The organism is Halopseudomonas xinjiangensis (genome assembly GCF_900104945.1).
In the GTDB taxonomy this organism is placed as follows: Bacteria; Pseudomonadota; Gammaproteobacteria; order Pseudomonadales; family Pseudomonadaceae; genus Halopseudomonas; species Halopseudomonas xinjiangensis.
In genome coordinates this window covers 3,128,201-3,148,983 of record NZ_LT629736.1, presented here as the reverse complement: position 1 = coordinate 3,148,983, position 20,783 = coordinate 3,128,201, and the positions used below count along the sequence as shown (strand labels likewise).

The 20,783-nt window shown below is 62.6% G+C and carries 21 protein-coding genes; 11 read left to right on the top strand and 10 right to left on the bottom strand.

Annotation, left to right across the window (positions count from 1 at the left end; genetic code table 11):
- Positions 1–56: 56 nt before the first annotated feature.
- Positions 57–956, bottom strand: coding sequence for a LysR family transcriptional regulator (locus BLT85_RS14785; RefSeq protein ID WP_093396354.1), 900 nt, complete (start codon positions 954–956; stop codon positions 57–59).
- A 91-nt stretch (positions 957–1,047) separates the two neighbouring features.
- On the opposite strand from BLT85_RS14785, the gene trpB reads away from it, so the two are divergent.
- Positions 1,048–2,259 (top strand): tryptophan synthase subunit beta, encoded by a 1,212-nt coding sequence (gene trpB, locus BLT85_RS14780; RefSeq protein ID WP_093396351.1) that lies wholly within the window; start codon positions 1,048–1,050, stop codon positions 2,257–2,259.
- Positions 2,256–3,086: a tryptophan synthase subunit alpha gene (gene trpA, locus BLT85_RS14775; RefSeq protein WP_093396348.1), complete on the top strand. Its 831-nt coding sequence runs from the start codon at positions 2,256–2,258 to the stop codon at positions 3,084–3,086. The genes trpB and trpA overlap by 4 nt, the downstream gene beginning before the upstream one ends.
- Here trpA and aroE read toward each other — a convergent pair.
- From aroE to BLT85_RS14750, 5 genes are all read right to left on the bottom strand, one after another.
- Entirely contained in the window at positions 3,040–3,852 is an 813-nt protein-coding gene (gene aroE, locus BLT85_RS14770; RefSeq protein ID WP_093396345.1) for a shikimate dehydrogenase, read from the bottom strand. The genes trpA and aroE overlap by 47 nt on opposite strands.
- On the bottom strand, positions 3,852–4,775 hold the full coding sequence (gene hemF / locus BLT85_RS14765; RefSeq protein WP_093397810.1) for an oxygen-dependent coproporphyrinogen oxidase: 924 nt from the start codon (positions 4,773–4,775) through the stop codon (positions 3,852–3,854). The genes aroE and hemF overlap by 1 nt, the downstream gene beginning before the upstream one ends.
- A 61-nt stretch (positions 4,776–4,836) precedes the next feature.
- Positions 4,837–5,394, bottom strand: a complete 558-nt coding sequence (locus BLT85_RS14760) for an L-threonylcarbamoyladenylate synthase (RefSeq protein ID WP_093396342.1) — start codon at positions 5,392–5,394, stop codon at positions 4,837–4,839.
- Between the two features lie 55 nt (positions 5,395–5,449).
- Complete coding sequence (gene dprA, locus BLT85_RS14755) at positions 5,450–6,556, bottom strand: DNA-processing protein DprA (RefSeq protein WP_093396339.1); 1,107 nt, start codon at positions 6,554–6,556, stop codon at positions 5,450–5,452.
- A gap of 56 nt (positions 6,557–6,612) precedes the next feature.
- Entirely contained in the window at positions 6,613–7,638 is a 1,026-nt protein-coding gene (locus tag BLT85_RS14750) for a LysM peptidoglycan-binding domain-containing protein (protein ID WP_093396336.1), read from the bottom strand.
- A 136-nt stretch (positions 7,639–7,774) separates the two neighbouring features.
- On the opposite strand from BLT85_RS14750, the gene def reads away from it, so the two are divergent.
- The 5 genes from def to BLT85_RS14725 are packed head-to-tail and all read left to right on the top strand — an operon-like array spanning position 7,775 to position 13,500.
- Entirely contained in the window at positions 7,775–8,287 is a 513-nt protein-coding gene (gene def / locus BLT85_RS14745) for a peptide deformylase (protein WP_093396332.1), read from the top strand.
- A 55-nt stretch (positions 8,288–8,342) separates the two neighbouring features.
- Positions 8,343–9,311, top strand: coding sequence for a methionyl-tRNA formyltransferase (gene fmt, locus BLT85_RS14740; RefSeq protein WP_093396329.1), 969 nt, complete (start codon positions 8,343–8,345; stop codon positions 9,309–9,311).
- Positions 9,308–10,660, top strand: a complete 1,353-nt coding sequence (rsmB, locus tag BLT85_RS14735) for a 16S rRNA (cytosine(967)-C(5))-methyltransferase RsmB (protein ID WP_093396326.1) — start codon at positions 9,308–9,310, stop codon at positions 10,658–10,660. The genes fmt and rsmB overlap by 4 nt, the downstream gene beginning before the upstream one ends.
- Positions 10,657–12,030, top strand: coding sequence for a Trk system potassium transporter TrkA (gene trkA, locus BLT85_RS14730; RefSeq protein ID WP_093396323.1), 1,374 nt, complete (start codon positions 10,657–10,659; stop codon positions 12,028–12,030). Before rsmB ends, trkA begins: the two co-directional genes overlap by 4 nt.
- 21 nt (positions 12,031–12,051) lie before the next feature.
- Positions 12,052–13,500, top strand: a complete 1,449-nt coding sequence (locus BLT85_RS14725; protein ID WP_093396321.1) for a TrkH family potassium uptake protein — start codon at positions 12,052–12,054, stop codon at positions 13,498–13,500.
- 1 nt (position 13,501) lies between these two features.
- On the opposite strand, the gene BLT85_RS14720 is transcribed toward BLT85_RS14725, so the two are convergent.
- The 3 genes from BLT85_RS14720 to BLT85_RS14710 all read right to left on the bottom strand — a co-directional run bounded on the left by BLT85_RS14720 (position 13,502) and on the right by BLT85_RS14710 (position 15,313).
- Complete coding sequence (locus tag BLT85_RS14720) at positions 13,502–13,777, bottom strand: PilZ domain-containing protein (protein WP_093396318.1); 276 nt, start codon at positions 13,775–13,777, stop codon at positions 13,502–13,504.
- 27 nt (positions 13,778–13,804) lie between these two features.
- Positions 13,805–14,692 carry a lysophospholipid acyltransferase gene (locus BLT85_RS14715; RefSeq protein ID WP_093396315.1) on the bottom strand — a complete coding sequence of 296 codons (888 nt, stop codon included), beginning with the start codon at positions 14,690–14,692 and terminating at the stop codon, positions 13,805–13,807.
- A gap of 63 nt (positions 14,693–14,755) precedes the next feature.
- On the bottom strand, positions 14,756–15,313 hold the full coding sequence (locus BLT85_RS14710; RefSeq protein WP_093397808.1) for a DNA-3-methyladenine glycosylase I: 558 nt from the start codon (positions 15,311–15,313) through the stop codon (positions 14,756–14,758).
- Between the two features lie 181 nt (positions 15,314–15,494).
- On the opposite strand from BLT85_RS14710, the gene glyQ reads away from it, so the two are divergent.
- Genes glyQ through BLT85_RS14690 form a run of 4 tightly spaced genes read left to right on the top strand, consistent with a single transcriptional unit; the run spans position 15,495 to position 19,774 of the window.
- Positions 15,495–16,442, top strand: coding sequence for a glycine--tRNA ligase subunit alpha (glyQ, locus tag BLT85_RS14705; RefSeq protein ID WP_093396312.1), 948 nt, complete (start codon positions 15,495–15,497; stop codon positions 16,440–16,442).
- On the top strand, positions 16,442–18,496 hold the full coding sequence (gene glyS, locus BLT85_RS14700; protein WP_093397806.1) for a glycine--tRNA ligase subunit beta: 2,055 nt from the start codon (positions 16,442–16,444) through the stop codon (positions 18,494–18,496). The genes glyQ and glyS overlap by 1 nt, the downstream gene beginning before the upstream one ends.
- A gap of 4 nt (positions 18,497–18,500) precedes the next feature.
- Positions 18,501–19,040, top strand: coding sequence for a D-glycero-beta-D-manno-heptose 1,7-bisphosphate 7-phosphatase (gmhB, locus tag BLT85_RS14695; protein ID WP_093396309.1), 540 nt, complete (start codon positions 18,501–18,503; stop codon positions 19,038–19,040).
- Positions 19,037–19,774 (top strand): lysophospholipid acyltransferase family protein, encoded by a 738-nt coding sequence (locus tag BLT85_RS14690; RefSeq protein WP_093396307.1) that lies wholly within the window; start codon positions 19,037–19,039, stop codon positions 19,772–19,774. The genes gmhB and BLT85_RS14690 overlap by 4 nt, the downstream gene beginning before the upstream one ends.
- Here the strand turns inward: BLT85_RS14690 and BLT85_RS14685 are convergent.
- Positions 19,771–20,610, bottom strand: coding sequence for an MBL fold metallo-hydrolase (locus BLT85_RS14685; RefSeq protein ID WP_093396304.1), 840 nt, complete (start codon positions 20,608–20,610; stop codon positions 19,771–19,773). The genes BLT85_RS14690 and BLT85_RS14685 overlap by 4 nt on opposite strands.
- Between the last annotated feature and the right edge of the window lie 173 nt (positions 20,611–20,783).

Genomic DNA, 20,783 nt, shown 5'->3' with positions numbered 1-20,783 from the left:
GGTGCGCGGCGAGCTGGGAAATGAGCAGGAAAATGTATCTTAAATAGCAATTGTTATCAATCAGATTGCCGTATGCCAAGGTTCGCTGCCAGCCATTGCGCCAACTGATCGATCGAAGTCTGAGGCTGGCGGGACGCTGCCAGCAATGCGAGCTGATTGCCGGTGTCAACGAAACCCCAAGGAGCGACCAGCCGCCCGGCGGCGATGTCGTCCGCCACCAGGAGCTCTGGCGCGATGGCCACACCAATCCCGGCCAGGGCGGCCTCAAGCAGGTAATAAAGGTGCTCGAAGCCCTGTCCTTGCCGCAGATGGGCCGGATCGAGACCAGTATTGGTGGCCCAGTCCAGCCAGGCCGTCTGACGCGAGGTGGTGTGCAGGAGCGGTTCGCCGAGCAGCGCTTCGGCAGGACTGCCCTGAAGACGCTGCGCACTGGGCAGTCTGGGACTGAACACCGGTCCGATGCGCTCGGCAAGCAGCGGGTAGGCTACGAGGTCGGCGGGCCAGGGCGGCGCGGCGAAAAGCAAGGTAGCGGTGACGCCCGGGCGGCGCGGGTCCAGCTCTGCTTCGCTGGCAGACAGATGCAGATTGAGCTGGGGAAGCTCGCGGTTGAGCCGATCAAGTCGGGGAATGAACCAGCGCGCCAGCAGGCTGCCGGGGCAGGCGAGGAGAAACGGTGCCTGGGCCTGCGCCTGCCGGACGGCGGTGCAGGCGTCGCGCAGATCGCCGAAGGCCTGCGCGCAGGCGTCGCGCAACCGCCGTCCTGAATCGGTGAGTTTGAGGCCGCGACCTGACTTCTCGAACAGCGCGACGCCAAGCTCCTCTTCAAGACTGCGCAATTGCCGGCTTACAGCGCCATGCGTGACGTTCAGCTCGTCAGCGGCACGGCTTACACTTTCCAGACGCGCCGCGGCTTCGAAGCTTCGCAACGCATTAAGCGAAGGCATGTCACGTGGCATATGTCAGTTTTCCTCACAGGTTACAGCCATCTTATCGATTTTTTTCGCCAAGAGAAGTGCTTAGGGTGACGGCATCGAAGAGGAGTTAGCTATGCACGCATTCCAATCAGATTTCATCGGTCCTGACATCAATGGTCTATTCGGCCGCTTCGGCGGCCGTTTCGTCGCCGAGTCCTTGATGCCGCTGGTGGTGGATCTCGCCAAGACATTCGAAGCGGCCATCGAGGATGCTGATTTCGTTGCCGAGCTGCGGCGCTTCGAGAACGAATTCGTCGGCCGGCCCAACCCGCTGTACTTCGCCGAACGCCTGACTGCAAAGCTTGGCGGTGCGCAGATTTACTTCAAGCGTGAAGATCTCAACCATACCGGTGCGCACAAAATCAACAACTGCATCGGCCAGGCGCTCCTGGCTCGGCGCATGGGCAAGACCCGCATCATCGCCGAAACCGGCGCCGGCATGCATGGCGTGGCCGCGGCCACGGTGGCCGCGCGTTTTGGCCTGCCTTGCGTCGTCTACATGGGTGCCACCGATATCGAGCGCCAGCGTGACAATGTCGCGCGGATGCGCCTGCTCGGGGCGACTATCGTTCCGGTCACCACCGGTACCGGCACGTTGAAGGACGCGATGAACGAGGCGCTGCGCGACTGGGTCACCAATGTCCACGATACCTTCTACATGATCGGCACCGTAGCAGGCCCGCACCCCTATCCGCTGATGGTGCGCACCTTCCAGTCGATCATCGGCCGCGAAACGCGCGCGCAGTGCGAAGCCCGTACCGGCCGGCTGCCTGACAGTCTGGTGGCCTGCATCGGTGGCGGCTCCAACGCCATGGGTCTCTTCCATCCCTTCCTCGATGACCGCGACGTGCGCTTGATCGGTGTCGAAGCGGCCGGCGACGGTTTGGCCACCGGGCGACACGCCGCCAGCCTGCAGGGGGGCGAGCCGGGTGTGCTGCACGGCAATCGCACTTATCTGCTGCAGGACGACGATGGCCAGATCCGCGATGCGCATTCGATTTCCGCCGGCCTCGACTACCCCGGCATCGGCCCCGAGCATGCCTGGCTGCACGAGTGCGGCCGGGTTGAATACGCCGCAGTGACCGACACGCAGGCGCTGGACGCCTTCCATCAATGTTGTCGGCTGGAAGGGATTATCCCGGCGCTGGAAACCGCTCACGCACTGGCCGAGGCGATTCGGCTGGCGCCGCAACTGCCGGCGGACCACGTCATGGTGGTCTGCCTGTCCGGCCGCGGTGACAAGGATATGCCCACTGTACTCAAGCTAATGGAGGAGACCGCATGAATCGCCTGCAACAACGCTTCGCCGACCTGCGCGAGGAAGGTCGCTCGGCGCTGATTACCTACCTCTGCGCCGGCGACCCCGATCCAGCCACCAGCCTGGCCATGCTGCGGGCCTTGCCTGCGGCCGGTGCCGACATCATAGAGCTGGGCATGCCGTTCAGCGATCCGATGGCCGATGGCCCGGTTATCCAGGCGGCGACCCAACGGGCATTGCGTGCGGGGCAGACCCTTCGCGGAACACTCGACCAGGTCCGCACGTTCCGCGAGCAGGACAGTCGGACACCGCTGGTGCTGATGGGCTATTACAACCCTATCCACCGCTATGGCAGCGAAGCCTTTGTCCAGGACGCCCGCGCGGCAGGCGTAGATGGCTTGCTGATCGTCGACCTGCCGGCTGAACATGCGGACGAACTAGGGAATTTTGCCGCGGGCGACAGCCTTGCGATCCTGCCAATGGCGGCTCCGGGCACTGATGATCTGCGTTTGCCCAGGGTGTTGAATGGGCGCGGCGGCTTCGTCTACTACGTGTCGGTCAACGGCGTGACCGGCGCCGGCGCGGCCGAGGTCGGAGAGGTGCAACGCGCTGTTCAGCGAATCAAGCAGCACAGTGACCTGCCGGTATGCGTCGGCTTCGGTATCCGCACACCCGCACAGGTAACAGCCGTTGCATCGGTCGCCGAGGGAGTGGTCGTCGGGTCAGCGCTGGTCGACTGTCTCATACGTAGCGGCGTCGACGCGGCGCTGCAACTGACTCGGGAGCTGGCTGCTGCGCTGCGCCCGGTCAGTTCCGACGAAGCGCAGCAAACACCGGTGCCGTCTCAGGTCTGACGCCGCGCCACAGTTCGAACGCCTCGGCCGCCTGTTCGACCAGCATCCCGAGGCCGTCGACACAGCGCGCCGCACCATGCTCGCTTGCCCAGCGATTGAACGCCGTAGGCTCACTGGCGTACATCATGTCGTAGCAGACGGTATGCCCGGGCCGGATCAGCTTGGGTGAGATTGCCGGCACTTCACCGCCGAGACTGGCCGAGGTGGCGTTGACGATCAGATCAACCGATTCCTCGAGCCAGTGCAGGCCGGCAGCGCTGATCGGCCCCAGATCATTGAAGAGCGTGGCCAGCTGTTCGGCCTTGTCCACCGTGCGATTGACCACGCACAACTGGCTTGGGCGCGCCGCCAACAGCGGCTGGATCACGCCGCGGGAAGCACCGCCGGCGCCCAGCAAAAGGATACGGGCGCCCCGTAGCTTGATCCCGGCATTGGTCTGCAGATCCCGCACCAGGCCGCGGCCATCGGTGTTGTCGCCAAGCAATGAGCCGTCGGCCTGGCGGAGGATGGTGTTCACTGCCCCGGCGCGCTCTGCAGCAGCGCTATGGGAATCGACGAGCGCCCAGGCCTGTTCCTTGAACGGGACAGTGACATTGACCCCGTGCCCGTCGGCCAGGAATCCGCGCAGCGTCCCGGCGAAGTCGTCGAGCGGCGCCAGCAGCGCCTCATAGGTCAGCGCCTGCCCAGTCTGCTCGGCGAACATCCGGTGTATCAGCGGCGACTTGCTGTGTGCGATCGGGTTGCCGATAACCGCGTAACGATCCATCAGGATTCTCCCGCGAGCCAGTCTCTTGCCGGCAGGAACTCGTTGACCAACCGCGCTTCTTCGCTAGCTGCTTCGGGTTGCCAGTTGTAACCCCAGCGCACCGTCGGCGGAAGGGACATCAGGATCGACTCGGTGCGTCCTCCAGATTGCAGTCCAAAGAGCGTGCCGCGGTCATACACCAGGTTGAATTCGACGTAACGTCCCCGCCGATATTCCTGAAACTCCTTTTGCTGTTCGTTGAACGGCTCGTTGCGGCGACGCTCGATGATCGGCAGGTAGGCTTGCAGATAGGCGTCGCCAATTGCCCGGAGAAACGCGAAGCTGCGCTCGAAACCCCATTGATTGAGGTCATCGAAGAACAGGCCGCCGACGCCTCGGGCTTCCTGCCGATGCTTGAGATAGAAATACTCGTCGCACCAAGCCTTGAAGCGTGGATAGACCTCGTCGCCGAAGGGCGCGCAGGCATCGCGGGCGACTCGGTGCCAGTGCACGCAGTCCTCTTCCCGTGCGTAGTAAGGAGTCAGGTCGAACCCGCCGCCAAACCACCATACCGGATCGGCGTTATCCTTCTCAGCGATGAAGAAGCGCACGTTGGCATGCGAAGTCGGCACATGCGGGTTAAGCGGATGCATCACCAGCGATACGCCCATGGCCTGAAAGTGTCGCCCGGCGAGCTCCGGACGATGTGCAGTCGCCGAGGGCGGCATACCATCTCCGAATACGTGGGAGAAGCCAACACCGCCCTTCTCCAGCAGACCGCCGTTCTCGATGATGCGCGATCGCCCACCGCCGCCGCCGGCGCGCGACCAGGTGTCCTGCTTGAACCGGGAGTGACCGTCAGCAGCCTCCAATGCCGCACAGATGCGGTCCTGAAGATCCATCAGATAGGTTTTCACCGCCCCGACGTCGATGGTGTCGGTCATGTTCCGGTTCACATTGCTCTCCTGGCGGCAGCGCCGCGCGTGACTGAGCCGACCCGGGCGGTCAGCCCGGGCGGATGATCTGTTCGGTCCGAACGTCCCTGATGATACTGGGATTGCGCTGACCGCCCAATGGGCCGGTGACCACGTCGTCCAGCATGCCACGGAAGTATTGCTCGACCCGCAGACGCGAGCGGGCAGGCGGGCGCCCGGCAGGGTTGGCGGAGGTCGATACCAGCGGGCCGGCGACGTCGCACAGCTGGCGTACCAGCGGATGTGCACTGACCCGCAGGGCTACCGTGTCGTGGGCACCGGTGATCCAGGTCGGCAGGCGCCCTTCATGCGGCACCAACCAGGTGTTGGGCCCCGGCCAGGAGAGTCTGAGCCGTGCCAACTGCGCGTCGGGCAGATCCCACAGCAGAAAGTCGAACTGTTCGATATCGCCGGCAACCAAAATCACGCCCTTTTCTACCGGCCGCTGCTTGATGTTCAGCAGGCGCTCGACGGCATCGGCTTTCCACGGATTGCAGCCCAGGCCCCACACTGCTTCGGTCGGATAGGCGATAACGCCACCAGCATGGAGGATTCGGTCGACCTGTCGTGCGCGCCACGTTGCCAGCATAGGTACCCTCGCTTGTCTCGTTTGACTGCGACAGTAGCCGAGGCAGCCTGCGCGCTCAAGGCCGGACGCGTGTATAACCCTGAGCAGTCTGCTGAACCAGCCCCTCCAGCTCGAGCTCCAGCAAGCCCTGCAGCACCTGATGTACCGGCATTCCGCTTTCCAGACTTAGCCGATCGGCAGTCAGCGGATCGTAGCCCAGGCAGGGCCATAGAGGATGACTCGACTCGGGCGACGACAAGGGCTGCTCGCTCAAGGCCTGACGCAGCGGCACGCGCAGCACACCCAGCACGTCCGCAGCCGTCTCCACCAGATGCGCGCCCTCGCGCAAGAGCTTGTTACAACCGCGCGCCTGGGTATTGTGAATCGAGCCGGGCATGGCGAACACTTCGCGGTTCTGCTCCAGCGCCAGCCGTGCGGTGATCAACGATCCGCTGTTGAGACTGGCTTCGACCACCAGCGTACCCAGCGACAGACCACTGATGATGCGATTGCGGCGCGGGAACTGCCCGGGCTGGGGCCCGGCGTCCGGTGGCATTTCGGAAACCAGCGCGCCGCCCTTGTCGACGATGGCTTCGGCGAGAGATCGATGCCGGTGCGGGTAGCAGCGCTGCAAACCCGTGCCCCACACGGCTATGGTCGGCCCGCCAGCAGCGAGCGCACCCTGGTGGCAGGCTCCATCGATACCTAGTGCCATGCCGCTGGTGACCAGCAGGCCCTGCTCGGTGAAGCAACGAGCGAAATCATGCGCCGTTGCCGCCCCATGCGGGCCGGGGTTACGTGTGCCAACCATTCCAAGTTGCGGGTCGCCAAGTATGTCGAGCTGGCCACGCACGTAGAGCAGCAGCGGAGGGTCGGCTATTTCCTTGAGCAAAGCAGGGTAGGCGGGATGCTGCAACCAGACGAGATGATTGCCAGGCTGTTCCGACCAGGCAATCGAGGAATCGATACGCGCCTGGAGATCCGCGTCACCCTGGCGGTAGCGCAACACGCTGGCAACTACGCGGTTATGCAAGCCGAGGCAACGCAGCCTGGTGATATCGAGTTCGAAGAGATCGGTGGGTGAGGCAAGCGTATCGAGCAGTTGTCTGACGCCCTTGGGTCCCAGACCGTCGAGCATGGAAAGGGCCAACCAGGCCTGCCGGTTCCCGGACAGGGTAGACATGGATCATCCTTGATCGAAGGGAAGGGCGCCGCCAGCGGTGGCGGCGCCCAGATACATCAGGGGTTGCGGACCTTGTCCATGATTGCCAACTGACGACGCGCATTCAGCACGATGCCGTAGCTCATCTTCTCGTATGCGCGGAACACCATCAGCAAACCGGCACGCTCGTCGGGCAGCTGAACACGCTCATTCTGCACGCGGTCACGGACGATCTCGCCGGTCTTGTAGATCGCCAGCACGGTACCTTCCTTCAGGCCATCGCGCTCGCCCTTGTTGAGCAACACCACGTCATACTGACCGATCTGGGTCACACCGTTGGGCACGTCAACGATCAGACCGTTGATTTCCTGATCAGGGTCGGTGGGGAAGAAGGTCGAGGACACCGGACGTTCTTCGGTCTTCAGCAGACGGTCACCGATGCGCACTTCCTGGCGGCTGCGGGTCACATTGAGGGTAGTGACGTCGCCTTCGGTAGCGACGACCTCGGCGTTGCCGATGTCCTGTGCATGAATACCCAGCAGCTCGCCGGTTTCCGGATCGGAGTATGCCTTGCCACGACGATAGATGCCGAAAGCCGGAATTCCTTCCTCGATTTCGCCGCGCGCGTAAACCCGGTTACCGGCACCGGCAACAACGCTCTCGGCTTCGCCGCCGATCACGTACGGAGCGGTTTCCAGCGGCTCGGCACTGTCCAGAATGCGCCCGGCGTTGAGGAACGAGTTGATTGCTTCCAGCGGGATGGTCGGGATAGCTTCGGCCATCGGCTTGGCGCGTACGGTGGGGGATAGCTTGATGGTGCCGCCGGCCCTGCGGTTAACGGTCAGGCGCGGCTGTCCATCGACGTAGACCAGCGAAATGATGTCGCCAGGGTAGATCAGATGGGGGTTGTCGATCTGCGGATTGGCGTGCCAGATTTCCGGCCATTTCCAGGGCAGACTGAGGAAGCGCCCGGCGATATCCCACAGCGTATCGCCCTTGACCACCTGGTAGCTTTCAGGATGACCTTCCCTGAACGCGGACTCCTGGGCCTGGGCCCAAACGCTCACTCCGAGCAGCAGGAGGCCGAGTAATGTTTTCCTCATGACACGAATCCCTTTATTATGTAGGCCAGCACCCCGGGTCCTTGGCAGAGTACGTATAGCAGACCCGCTTATTTCCAAGCTGCTCAATCTTAGCAGCACAACTAATTTCCATTCCACAAATGCATCACAAACCGACATGGCTATTTTGAATATTCTGGAATTCCCCGACCCGCGCCTGCGTACCATCGCAAAGCCCGTCGTCGCGGTGGACGACCGCATCCGGCAACTGGTCGACGACATGTTCGAGACCATGTACGCCGCGCCAGGGATTGGTTTGGCTGCAACTCAGGTGAACGTCCACGAGCGCGTGGTGGTCATCGACGTGTCCGAAGACAACAGCGAGCCGCTGGTTTTCATCAACCCCGAGTTCGAGCCGCTGACCGAAGACCTGGAAGAGATGCAGGAAGGTTGTCTGTCCGTGCCCGGCTTCTACGAAACCGTCACCCGGCCCGAACGTGTTCGCGTCAAGGCGTTGGGTCGAGACGGGCAACCGTTCGAGATGATTTGCGAAGGGTTGCTCGCGGTGTGCATCCAGCACGAGTGTGATCACCTGAACGGCAAGCTGTTCGTCGACTATATTTCCAACCTCAAGCGCGATCGCATCCGCAAGAAGCTGGAAAAGCTGCACAAGCAGCAGGCCAGCGCCTGAGCATCGGATAAACTCGCAAGGCTTGCTTCGGCAAGCCTTTTTTCTACGGATGCCCATGAAGCTTCAGCACGCCACACCCGACCGCCTTCGCCTGGTATTCGCCGGGACCCCGGAGTTCGCCGCCGCTCACCTGGCAGCGTTGCTCGACGCCGGCTTCGATATCGTAGCCGTGTACACCCAGCCTGACCGCCCCGCCGGCCGTGGCCACAAGCTGGCCATGAGCGCGGTAAAGCAGCTTGCCCTGCAACACGATCTGCCGGTGTACCAGCCGGAGAAGCTGCGTGATCCGGACGCCCAGGCCAAACTGGCGGCATTGAAGCCGGACCTTATGGTGGTTGTGGCCTACGGGTTGATCCTGCCGCAGGCCGTGCTGGATATCCCCCGGCTCGGCTGTATCAACAGCCATGCTTCGCTGTTACCGCGCTGGCGTGGCGCCGCGCCGATTCAGCGCGCCATCGAAGCCGGCGATGCCGAGAGCGGGGTGACCGTCATGCAGATGGAGGCCGGTCTGGATACCGGACCAATGCTGCTCAAGGTAGCTACACCCATCAGCCCCAGCGACACCGGAGGCATTCTGCATGACCGTCTGGCGGAGCTCGGCCCGCCGGCGGTCGTCGAAGCGATCAACGGACTGGCCGCCGGCTCGCTGCAGGGCGAGCCGCAGGACGATACGCAGGCCACCTACGCCCATAAGCTGGGCAAGGCCGATGCGCGCATCGACTGGTCGCGTCGTACCGATGAGCTCGACTGCCTGATCCGCGCCTTCAATCCCTGGCCGTTGGCCCATGCGCGCTGGCAGGACCAGCCGCTCAAGGTGTGGCAGGCCAAGCCGGAAACCGGAACAGGCCAACCCGGGCAGATTCTCGACTGCAGCCGGGCCGGCCTTCTCGTCGCCTGCGGCGACCAGGCACTGCGTCTGACCCGCCTGCAGCTGCCCGGCGGCAAGCCTCTGGACTTCGCCGACCTGTACAACGCCCGACGCGATCAGTTTGTTGTCGGTAGCCTGTTGGACAACGGCCTGTGAATCCAAGGCTGGCAGCCGCCCGTGCGCTCGCCGCGGTAAGTGCAGGCAAAGCCTCGCTCGGCAGCAGCCTGCCGCCGCAACTGCGCAACGTAGCCGCCCGGGACCAGGCACTCACCCAGGAATTGGCCTTCGGCACCGCACGCTGGTGGCCGCGGCTGGACATTCTCGCCAACAGCCTTCTGGACAAGCCGCTGAAGCCGGCCGAAGTCGAGCTACAGGCATTACTCCTCGTCGGGCTCTATCAACTGCTATACATGCGTATCCCGGCCCACGCCGCCATCAGCGAAACCGTCAGCGCAGCCAATGCCCTGAAAAAGCCGTGGGCGCGCGGCATGCTTAATGCCGTGCTTCGCCGTGCACAGCGCGAAGCAGATGAGCGGTTGCCGACCCTGGAACGCGACCCGGTAGTGGTCACCGCGCATCCGCGCTGGATGCAGAAGCGACTCAAGGCCGACTGGCCTGAGCAGTGGCTGGATATCTGCGCAGCGAACAACCTGCATCCGCCAATGACCTTGCGCGTCAATGCCCGGCACGGCACTCGGGAGGCCTATCTGGCCAGGCTGAAAGAAGCCGGTATCACCGCGCATCCGGCGCCTTACAGTCCATCCGGTGTAACGCTGGGAGAGCCCTGCGATGTACAGCTGCTGCCCGGCTTCGCCGAAGGTCATGTCAGCGTACAGGACGAAGCGGCGCAGCTCGCCGCACCGCTTCTGGAAAGCTCGGCCGGTCAACGTGTACTGGACGCCTGCTGTGCGCCGGGCGGCAAGACCGGACACATCCTCGAACAGCGAGATGATCTCGACGAGCTGGTCGCACTGGACGCTGAACCGCTGCGCCTGGAACGGGTACGCGAGAATCTTCAGCGCCTGCGTCTGCACGCCTCGCTGGTTGCCGCCGACGGGCGCGATCTGGCGAAGTGGTGGGATGGGCAGCCGTTCGACCGCATCCTGCTCGATGCGCCCTGCTCGGCCACTGGCGTGATCCGCCGCCATCCGGACATCAAACTTACGCGCCAGCCAGACGATATCGACCGCCTCGCCGCGCTACAGGGCGAGCTGCTTGATCGGTTGTGGCAGACCCTGGCGGTGGGCGGCATCCTGGTCTACGCCACCTGCTCGATCCTGCCGCAGGAAAACAGTGAGGTCATCCAGACATTCCTCGAACGCGAACCGGGCGCCCGCGAACTGCCCATTGCCGCTGCGTTCGGTATAGCCCAGCCGTGCGGTCGCCAGCTGCTACCGCAGCCGGGCGGTCATGACGGCTTCTACCTGGCCAAACTGATCAAGATCGCCGCCAGCGGCAGGCACGACGGCTACACTGCTGCCAACAAGGAGACGAGCATTTCATGAAAATCATCATCCTCGGCGCGGGGCAGGTGGGCGGCAGCCTGGCGGCAGAGCTGGCCAGCGAAGCCAATGACATAACGGTGATCGATACCGATGCGGTCCGTCTGCGCGAACTCGGCGACCGGCTGGACATTCGTACCGTCGTCGGTCGTGGCTCGTTCCCCACCGTTCTGCGTCAGGCCGGCGCGGACGATGCCGACATGCTCATCGCCGTGACCAGCAGCGACGAGACCAACATGATCGCCTGCCAGGTGGCCTACACCCTGTTTCGCACACCGACGAAAATTGCCCGGATACGCGAGTCGGCCTACCTGACCCGTGGCGGCCTGTTCCATAACGAAGCGGTGCCGATCGACGTCCTGATCAGCCCCGAGCAGGCCGTGACCACCTACGTGAAGCGTCTGATCGAAACGCCCGGCGCTTTGCAGGTGCTGGATTTCGCCGAAGGAAAGGTACAGCTGGTGGCGGTACGCGCCTTCTACGGCGGGCCGCTTGTCGGTCAGGAGCTGCGCTTTCTGCGCCAGCACATGCCTGGCGTGGATACGCGGGTAGCGGCAATCTTCCGCAAAGACAGACCCATCCTGCCGCAGGGCGACACGGTGATCGAAGCCGACGATGAAGTGTTCTTCATTGCCGCCACACCTGACATCCGTGCAGTGATGAGTGAGCTGCGCCGGCTGGAAAAGAACCACAAGCGCGTCGTCATCGCTGGCGGTGGCAACATCGGCGAGCGCCTGGCCGAGGCGATCGAGACCCGTTATCAGGTCAAGATCATCGAAATGAACAAGGCGCGTGCCGATTATCTCTCGCAGAATCTCGACCGCACCGTGGTGCTGCACGGCAGCGCTTCGGACCGCGAGCTGCTGATAGAAGAGAACATCGAGGAAGCCGACATCTTCTGTGCCGTCACCAACGATGACGAAGCCAACATCATGTCGGCGATGCTGGCCAAGCGGCTTGGTGCACGCAAGGTCATGGCATTGATCAACAATCCGGCGTATGTCGATCTGGTGCAAGGCGGGGAGATCGACATCGCCATTTCCCCGTCGCAAGCAACCATAGGTACGCTGCTCGCGCACGTGCGCCGGGGCGATATCGTCAACGTCTATTCCTTGCGCCGCGGTGCAGCGGAGGCGATCGAGGCCGTCGCGCACGGCGATGCGCGCTCCTCGAAAGTGGTCGGGAAGGCTATTCGGGATATCGACCTCCCGCCGGGCACGACCATCGGTGCCATCGTCCGAAATGAGCAGGTATTGATCGCGCACGATTCGACGGTGATCGAGTCTGACGACCACGTGATTCTCTTCGTGATCGACAAGAAACACATCCGCGACGTCGAACGGCTGTTCCAGGTCGGGTTGACCTTTTTCTGATCAGGCACAGGTAAGCGCCCCATGCAGTACTCGCAAATCCAGCGGATCCTCGGCATTTTGCTCATGCTGTTTTCCACCAGCATGCTGCCCTCGGCAGGCGTCGGCTGGTTCTACGGAGAACAGGCGCGTGAAGCCTTCCTGGTCGGCTTCGCAGTGACTGCCCTGGTCGGCTTTCTCATGTGGTTGCCGGTGCGCCGCCAGCGCAACGAGCTGCGGACCCGCGACGGCTATCTGATAACGGTGTTGTTCTGGCTGGTTCTCGGCCTGTTCGGGGCGCTGCCGCTGTACCTGCTGGAGCTGCCGGACCTCAGCGTGGCGGATTCGGTGTTCGAATCCTTCTCGGGACTGACTACTACCGGGGCGACGGTCATCACCGGCCTCGACACGCTGCCCCGCGCGCTGCTGTTCTACCGACAGCAGCTGCAATGGTTCGGCGGCATGGGGATCATCGTGCTGGCGGTGGCGATCCTGCCATTGCTGGGTGTCGGCGGCATGCAGCTGTATCGTGCGGAGATGCCCGGTCCGCTGAAGGAGAACAAACTCACCCCGCGTATCGCCGAAACCGCCAAGGTGCTCTGGTATATCTACGCCGGGCTGACCCTGGCGTGCGCCCTGGCTTACTGGGCGGCAGGCATGACGCTGTTCGATGCGATCGGCCATAGCTTTTCCACGGTGGCGATCGGCGGCTTTTCCACCCACGATGCGAGTATCGGTTACTTCGATAGTCCGCTTATCGAGTTCATCTGCATCATTTTCATGCTGATTTCCGGGATCAACTTCGCCCTGCACTTCCTCTCGTGGCGCTTCCGCTCGCTGAAAAACTACTGGCACGACGTGGAGTGCCGGACCTACCTGTTGATTCTGCTCGGCCTGTTCCTGATCTGCTGCGTGTTTCTGATCCATTTCCAGTATTTCGACGTCTGGACCTCGATCCGCTATAGCGCCTTCCAAACGGTATCCATCGCCACCACCGCCGGCTTTGGCGTGACAGACTTCTCGGCCTGGCCAACGGTGCTGCCATTCCTGCTGCTCTACGCCAGCTTCATCGGGGCCTGCGCCGGCTCTACCGGGGGCGGGATGAAAGTGATTCGCGTGATTCTGCTGTACAAGCAGGGCACGCGCGAAATCAAGCGGCTGTTGCATACCCACGGCGTTTTCCCGGTCAAGCTGGGCGGCAAGCCCGTGCCGGACCGGATAGTCGAAGCGGTATGGGGATTCTGCGCGGTGTACGTGTTCACCTTCGCCGTGCTGTTTCTGATCCTGCTCGGCACCGGCCTGGACTTCGTTACCGCGTTCTCGGCGCTGGCCGCCTGTATCAACAACCTCGGCCCGGGGTTGGGCGAGGTCTCCGCACACTACGGTGGGCTGACGGCGACGGTTAAATGGATCCTCAGCTTCGCCATGCTGCTCGGGCGTCTGGAAGTGTTCACCCTGCTGGTGCTGCTGACACCGATGTTCTGGCGGCGCTAGGTCAGATCGGGTCTTCGTCGAGGAACGCCATGCCGGCGCCTTCCCCGGGGATCACTCGCTGGATCTGCATCGCCAGAATAGGGGCCTCGATGGGCATGTCCTGTACCTGGCCTTGCACCTTGGTACCTGGGGCAAGCCCGGCGAGGTCGGCGTTCTCGACGAAGACGCCGCCGTCCGACAAATCCCTCGTGAAGCCGAACACCTCACCGATCTGCGGATGACTGATCTTGATGCGGCAACGCATCGCAGTGCGCGGATACTGTCGCTGGTTGGCCACGGCACAGGTCCTTCTGGTTGGGGTGGGTCAGTACCACTTCTTCTCGCCGGGTGGCCGCTTCTTGAAGCGCTTCATCGACCACATGTACTGGCTGGGCCAACGTCTCACATAGCGTTCAATCACTGCGCTCATGGCGCTTACCGCCTCGGTCTCATCGCTACTGTAAAGCCCCTCGGGCGCCGCTTCCAGTATCACCTTGAATCCGGAGTTATCTGGTAGCCGCACGCAATGCAGGAACAGGGCTCGTGCCTGACCGTTCTTGAGCATGCTGGGGACGAATTTGCTGGTCAACGCCTGCACACCGAAGAAGGGCACGAATACGCCACTCTTGAGTGCCGGCTCCGGATCGGCAGGAATCCCCACCGCGCCGCCGCGACGTACCTCTTTCATGACGCTGATGATGCCCTCACGGGTCGAAGCGGCGACCTTGTTGCCCAGTTGGCTGCGCTGACGCTTGAGCAAATCATCCACCGCCTTCTGCTTGGGTGGGCGATAGAAAATGATCGGCGAGCATTTGGAGCAGTAGTAATGATTGAGCACTTCCCAGTTACCCAGGTGACTGGTGATGCATACCAGCCCCGTATCGGCGGCAAGCGCCTCTTCCAGCAGATGCTCACCTTCCACTTCCTTGATCAGCCTGAGCGTCTTCTGCGGTGGCCACATCCAGGCGCAGGCGCTCTCGGCGAAGCTGCGGCCAGTGTCGAGCAGCGTGCGACGTACCAGGTCGCTACGATCGGTTTCCGAGAGCTCCGGCATGCAGTGCTCGAGATTGATGCGCACCACATCACGGGACCGGTTGGGCAGTTTCCACATCAGCCAGCCCACGCCAGCACCCAGGCGTTGCGCCAACGAAAACGGCAGTAGCGAGAAAAGCTTGAGAAAGCCGACGATGATTGCGCCCTTTAACCGCTCCACGCGTTACTCCAGATGGCAGAAAACGCCATTGTAAAGCGCATCCGCTCCGCCCGCGACCTGGCATCAGCTGAGCTCTGCATAACGAAAACAGTCAGCGGTATGGTCCATGACCATTCCCGTCGCCTGCATGAAGGCATAGCAGATCGTTGGCCCGACGAAGGTGAAACCGGCCTTGCGTAGCGCCCGGCTCATATTTTCTGCTTCGCGGGTGATCGCCGGCACCTCGGCAAAGCTCTGGAAATGGTTAACCTTCGGCTGCCCTCCGACAAACTGCCACAACCACTTCCCTGGGTCCGTCTCCTGCCCGAGCTGCAGCCAGGCTCGGGCGTTTTGCCGCGCACCGTAGACTTTCAGCCGGTTGCGGATGATGCCCGGGTCCTGCAGGAGCGCTTGCAACACGTCATCGTCCTGATCGGCCATGAACCGCGGGTCGAAGCCGCGATAGACCTCGCGGTAGCGATCACGCTTCTTGAGGATGGTGATCCAAGACAGGCCCGCCTGGAAGCCATCGAGCAGCAGCTTCTCGAACAGTTTCTGCGCGTCGTACTCGGGCACGCCCCATTCGGTGTCATGGTAGTGCTGATAGACCGGGTCACTGGAACACCACTGACAGCGAACCACTCCGGCTGGCGGACTTTCGGGCATGTGATATCTCCTCGTGGCATTGATCGTCCGGTTATACCCCTCAGGGCCGAACCGGCAAAGTCTGGCAGAACACCTCGTGCAATTGGCGCGCTTTATGTATGCCGGCGTGTTCTAACTGTATACTTCCGCCTTCTTCGAAGCCTCACCGGGTGAAAACGTGACTCACAACAATCCAGCCGTGCGCACCTTCCAGGGACTGATCCTGGCCCTGCAAAACTACTGGGCAGAGAAGGGGTGCGTGATCCTGCAACCCTATGACATGGAAATGGGCGCCGGTACGTTCCACACCGCCACCTTTCTGCGCGCGATCGGCCCGGAAACCTGGAACGCGGCCTACGTCCAGCCCAGCCGCCGCCCCGCTGATGGCCGTTACGGCGAGAACCCCAACCGCCTGCAGCACTACTATCAGTTCCAGGTAGTGCTCAAGCCCAATCCCGAGGACATCCAGGAGCTGTACCTGGACTCGCTGCGGCATATCGGTGTGGATCCGCTGGTGCACGACATCCGCTTCGTCGAGGACAACTGGGAGTCGCCGACCCTCGGTGCCTGGGGTTTGGGATGGGAAGTCTGGCTCAACGGCATGGAAGTCACGCAGTTCACCTATTTCCAGCAGGTGGGTGGAGTCGAATGCTATCCCGTCACCGGTGAGATCACCTACGGCCTGGAGCGCCTGGCCATGTATCTTCAGGGCGTCGACTCGGTCTACGACCTGGTGTATTCCGACGGCCCGTTCGGCAAGGTCACCTACGGCGACGTGTTCCACCAGAACGAGGTGGAGCAGTCGACCTATAACTTCGAGCACGCCAACGTCGAAAAGCTGTTCGAGCTGTTCGACTTCTACGAGGGCGAGGCGAACCGCCTGATGAGCGCCGACCTGCCGCTGCCAGCGTATGAGATGGTGATCAAAGCTTCGCACACCTTCAATCTGCTCGATGCCCGCCGTGCGATCTCGGTGACCGAGCGTCAGCGCTACATCCTGCGCGTACGCAGCCTGGCGCGTTCGATCGCGCAGAGTTATCTGCATGCCCGCGCCCGACTCGGCTTCCCCATGGCCAAACCCGAATTGCGTGACGAAGTACTGGCCAAACTGAAGGAGGCCGAATGATGCAGGCACAGGATTTTCTGGTAGAGCTGGGCACCGAAGAGTTGCCCCCGAAAGCACTGAAACGTCTGGCTGAAGCCTTCTTGCAGGGCGTTGAGACCGGACTGCGCGACGCAGGCCTGGCCTACGAAGCGGCTCGCTATTACGCTGCGCCGCGCCGTCTGGCTGTGCTGGTCGAGCGACTGGCCACCCAGCAGCCCGACCGCACCAGCCAGACGGATGGACCGCCCGTACAGGCTGCTTTCGACGCTAATGGTCTGCCGACTCAGGCTGCCCTGGGTTTCGCGCGCAAATGTGGCGTGGAAGTCGACCAGCTTGATCGCAGCGGCCCGAAGCTGCGTTACGTGCAGAATATTCCCGGTCAGCCGGCCAGCGAGCTGCTGCCGGGCATCGTCGATGCTGCGCTGGCTGCGCTACCGATCCCCAAGCGCATGCGCTGGGCTGATCGCAAGACCGAATTCGTGCGGCCCACGCAGTGGCTGGTGATGCTGCAGGGCGAGACGGTTATCCCCGCGGAAATCCTTGCCCAGCGCTCGGGCCGCGACTCGCGCGGTCACCGTTTCCATCATCCCGACCCGGTGCAGATCGGCTCGCCCGCCAGCTATGCCGAAGACCTGCGCCAAGCCTCGGTGCTTGCCGATTTCGCCGAGCGTCGCGAGATGATCCGTTCCCGCGTGGAGCAGCTTGCCGCGGAACAACAGGGCAAGGCGATCATCCCTGACGACCTGCTGGATGAAGTGACTGCGCTGGTCGAATGGCCGGTGCCGCTGGTCTGTAGCTTCGAGGAACGCTTCCTCGACGTGCCGCAGGAAGCGCTGATTTCCACCATGCAGGACAACCAGAAATACTTCTGCCTGCTCGACACCAACGGCCGCCTGTTGCCGCGCTTCATCACCGTGGCAAACATCGAAAGCGACGATCCGGCGCAGATCGTTTCCGGCAATGAGAAGGTCGTACGGCCTCGCCTGACCGATGCCGAGTTCTTCTATCGACAGGATCAGAAGCAGCCGCTCGAGACGCGCAATCAGCGTCTGGCCAACGTAGTGTTTCAGGCGCAGCTCGGCAGCGTCTACGACAAGGCGGTACGGGTGTCGCAGCTGGCCGCTTCCATCGCGTCGCAGATCGGTGGCGATGCCGAGCGCGCCGCCCGCGCCGGCCTCCTCAGCAAGTGCGATCTGGCCACCGAAATGGTCGGCGAATTTCCCGAGCTTCAGGGCATTGCCGGCTATTACTACGCCCGTCACGACGGCGAGGCCGACGACGTCGCGCTCGCTCTCAACGAGCAGTACATGCCGCGCGGCGCCGGCGCTGAACTGCCGACTACCTTGACCGGTGCCGCCGTAGCACTGGCCGACAAGCTCGACACGCTGGTCGGCATCTTCGGCATCGGCATGTTGCCCACCGGCAGCAAGGATCCCTATGCGCTGCGCCGCGCGGCGCTGGGTGTGCTGCGCATCCTGATCGAGAAGCAGCTTGAGCTGAACCTGCACGGTGCCCTGCAGAACGCAGTCGAGCAGTACGGCGACCGCGTCACGCAGGACGGGCTGGTTGCACAGGTGCAGGACTTCATCTTCGACAGGCTGCGTGCGCGCTACGAAGACGAGGACATCGACGTAGCGGTATATCAGGCGGTTCGTGCTGTGGCTCCCGCTTCGCCGCTGGACTTCGATCAGCGGGTACAGGCCGTTCAGGCGTTTCGCCGGCTACCGGATGCCGCAGCGCTGGCTGCGGCGAACAAGCGGGTATCGAACATTCTCGCCAAGGCTGAAATGGGCATCAGCGAAGCGATCGATCCGACGCTGTTGCAGGAAGGCGCCGAGCAGGCACTAGCTGCCTCGATTCAACATGCGGAGCAGTCCATCGCTCCGCTGACGCAGCAGCGGGAATATCAGCGCACGCTGGAAACCCTGGCTACGTTGCGCGAGCCGGTCGATACCTATTTCGACCAGGTGATGGTCAACGTGGAAGACGATGCGGTGAAGGCCAACCGATACGCATTGCTGGCGCGGCTGCGCGGGTTGTTCCTCGGCGTGGCCGATATTTCGCTGCTCGGTTGATCGTATGAAACTGATCATTCTCGACCGCGACGGCGTGATCAACGTGGACTCGGAAGAGTTCGTCAAAACGGCTGGTGAGTGGATCGACGTCCCCGGCTCGATCGACGCCATAGCCCGGCTCACCCGCGCCGGGTGGACGGTCTGCGTTGCCACCAACCAGTCCGGGTTGGCCCGCGGCCTGTTCGATGTCGCCACGCTGGAAGCCATGCACGACAAGATGCGTTCGATGATCGAGCAGGCGGGCGGCCGACTGGGGATGATCGTCTACTGTCCGCATGGTCCGGATGACGGCTGCGACTGTCGCAAGCCCCTATCCGGATTATTCAAGCAGATCTCAGAGTATTACGGCGTGCCGCTCGACGGCGTACCGACCGTAGGCGATAGCCTGCGCGATCTGCAGGCCGGCGCTGCGCTAGGCTGCCAGCCCTACCTGGTACGGACCGGTAAAGGTCGTAAAACCGCAACCCAGGCGCTCCCAGAAAGGACGCAGATTTTCGACGATCTGGCAGCTGTGACCGAACACCTTCTGGACAACAAAGCATGATGTTTGCGCGTGTCGTTCTATTTTACCTTCTGCTCTCCGCGAGCGCCGGCATCTGGGGCCTGCTGATGCTTGTTATCGCCCCGTTCCTGCCCTATCCCTGGCGGTACTATCTGATTGTGAACCGGTGGTGCCGGTTCGCCGTCTGGTTGACCAGGCACATCGTCGGCATCCGCTACGAGGTGACTGGTCGCGAAAACATTCCAAACCAGCCCGGCGTCGTCTTGGCCAATCACCAGAGCACCTGGGAGACTTTTTTCCTGCAGCAGGTGTTTTCTCCGCAGACGACCTTGATCAAAAAAGAGCTGCTGTACGTGCCGTTCTTTGGCTGGGCTTTCGCCTTGGCTCGGCCGATTGCCATCGACCGCAGCAATGCGCGCGACTCGCTGAAGCAGCTCAGCAAAGCGGGCGGGGAGCGGCTCGCGGAAGGCATCTGGATTTTGGTGTTCCCCGAAGGCACACGTGTGTTGCCGGGGCAGCCCGCCAAATTCTCCCGTGGCGGCGCCGCGCTCGCATGCGCGAACATGGCCCCGGTCGTGCCGGTCGCCCATAACGCCGGCGAATTCTGGCCCAAGGCCGGTTGGGGCAAACGACCAGGGAAGGTGACGGTAATGATCGGCCCGGCGATCTACCCGAAAGGGCCGGATCCGCGCTCGATCGTCGAGGTCAACCGGCAGGCCGAAAACTGGGTCAACCAGGCGCTGGAGTCGCTAGGCACCCCTTCGACGCAGCCCTAGGCCCATACTCGGCGACGTCGCATGCGCTCCAGGTCCGTAGCGTCATGACTGCAGAACAGGGTGACCTGGTCGGCATGCGTCAGAGAGAGCTCGCGCAGCCGCTTCTGGTTCCCCAGCCGCTGGCTTCGGTCGACTTCCATCATGGTCTGGTAGAAGCGCATGCCCGGCGGGCAGTCACGCTCCGGCTGGCCCACCTCGCCGTGGTAGAAATACGCGTCACCCGCGTGCAGCAGCCAGCCCTCAGGGCTATCGATGGCCACACCTGCATGTCCTTCGGTGTGTCCGGCAAGCGGTATCAACAGAATCTCCGGCGGGAGGCCGGATAGCTCACGTACCGCCTCGAACCCAAACCAGCCTTCCCCCTGTGGCTGGTAAAACTGCCAATCACTCACCTCGTCCCATTGCGCCTGGCGATAACGTCGCAGGTCGCGAAAACCACTGGCGGTTCGAGCGGCGTCGATTTCGCGCTGCATCACGTGAACCTTCGCCTGAGGAAAGTCTTCCAGCCCACCCGCGTGGTCGAAATCCAAATGTGTTAGCACGATATGTCGAACATCGGCCGGGTCGAAGCCCAGGTTGAGGATCTGCTGTATGGCGGTGTAACGGTGGTTGAACTGAATGTTGTTGAAGCCGATGAAAAAGTCGCTCAAGCGCTGCCTTGGGTTGGCGACGTCCTGCATGCCAAACCCGGTATCAACCAAGACCAGCCCGTGCTGCGCGGTCTCGATCAATAGGCAATGGCAGACCAGTTGAGCCGTCGTGCCGGCGCTATGTCCGTCGAAAAGCGCGCCGCCTAACGGGCACATGCAACCGCAGTTAAGATGATGGATTCGCACGCTGGCTTCCCCTAATCAAGTCGTATACGACTTAGAAAGGCGAGGGGGCACGAGTTTCCCGGGTCCGACGCGCGGCGCAGGCGAAACCCTGGAAATCGAGCGAAAGGCTATGATATGAGATATGCAAGCGCCTGATAAATAAAGAAAACCCGGCTTACGCCGGGTTTCTTTTG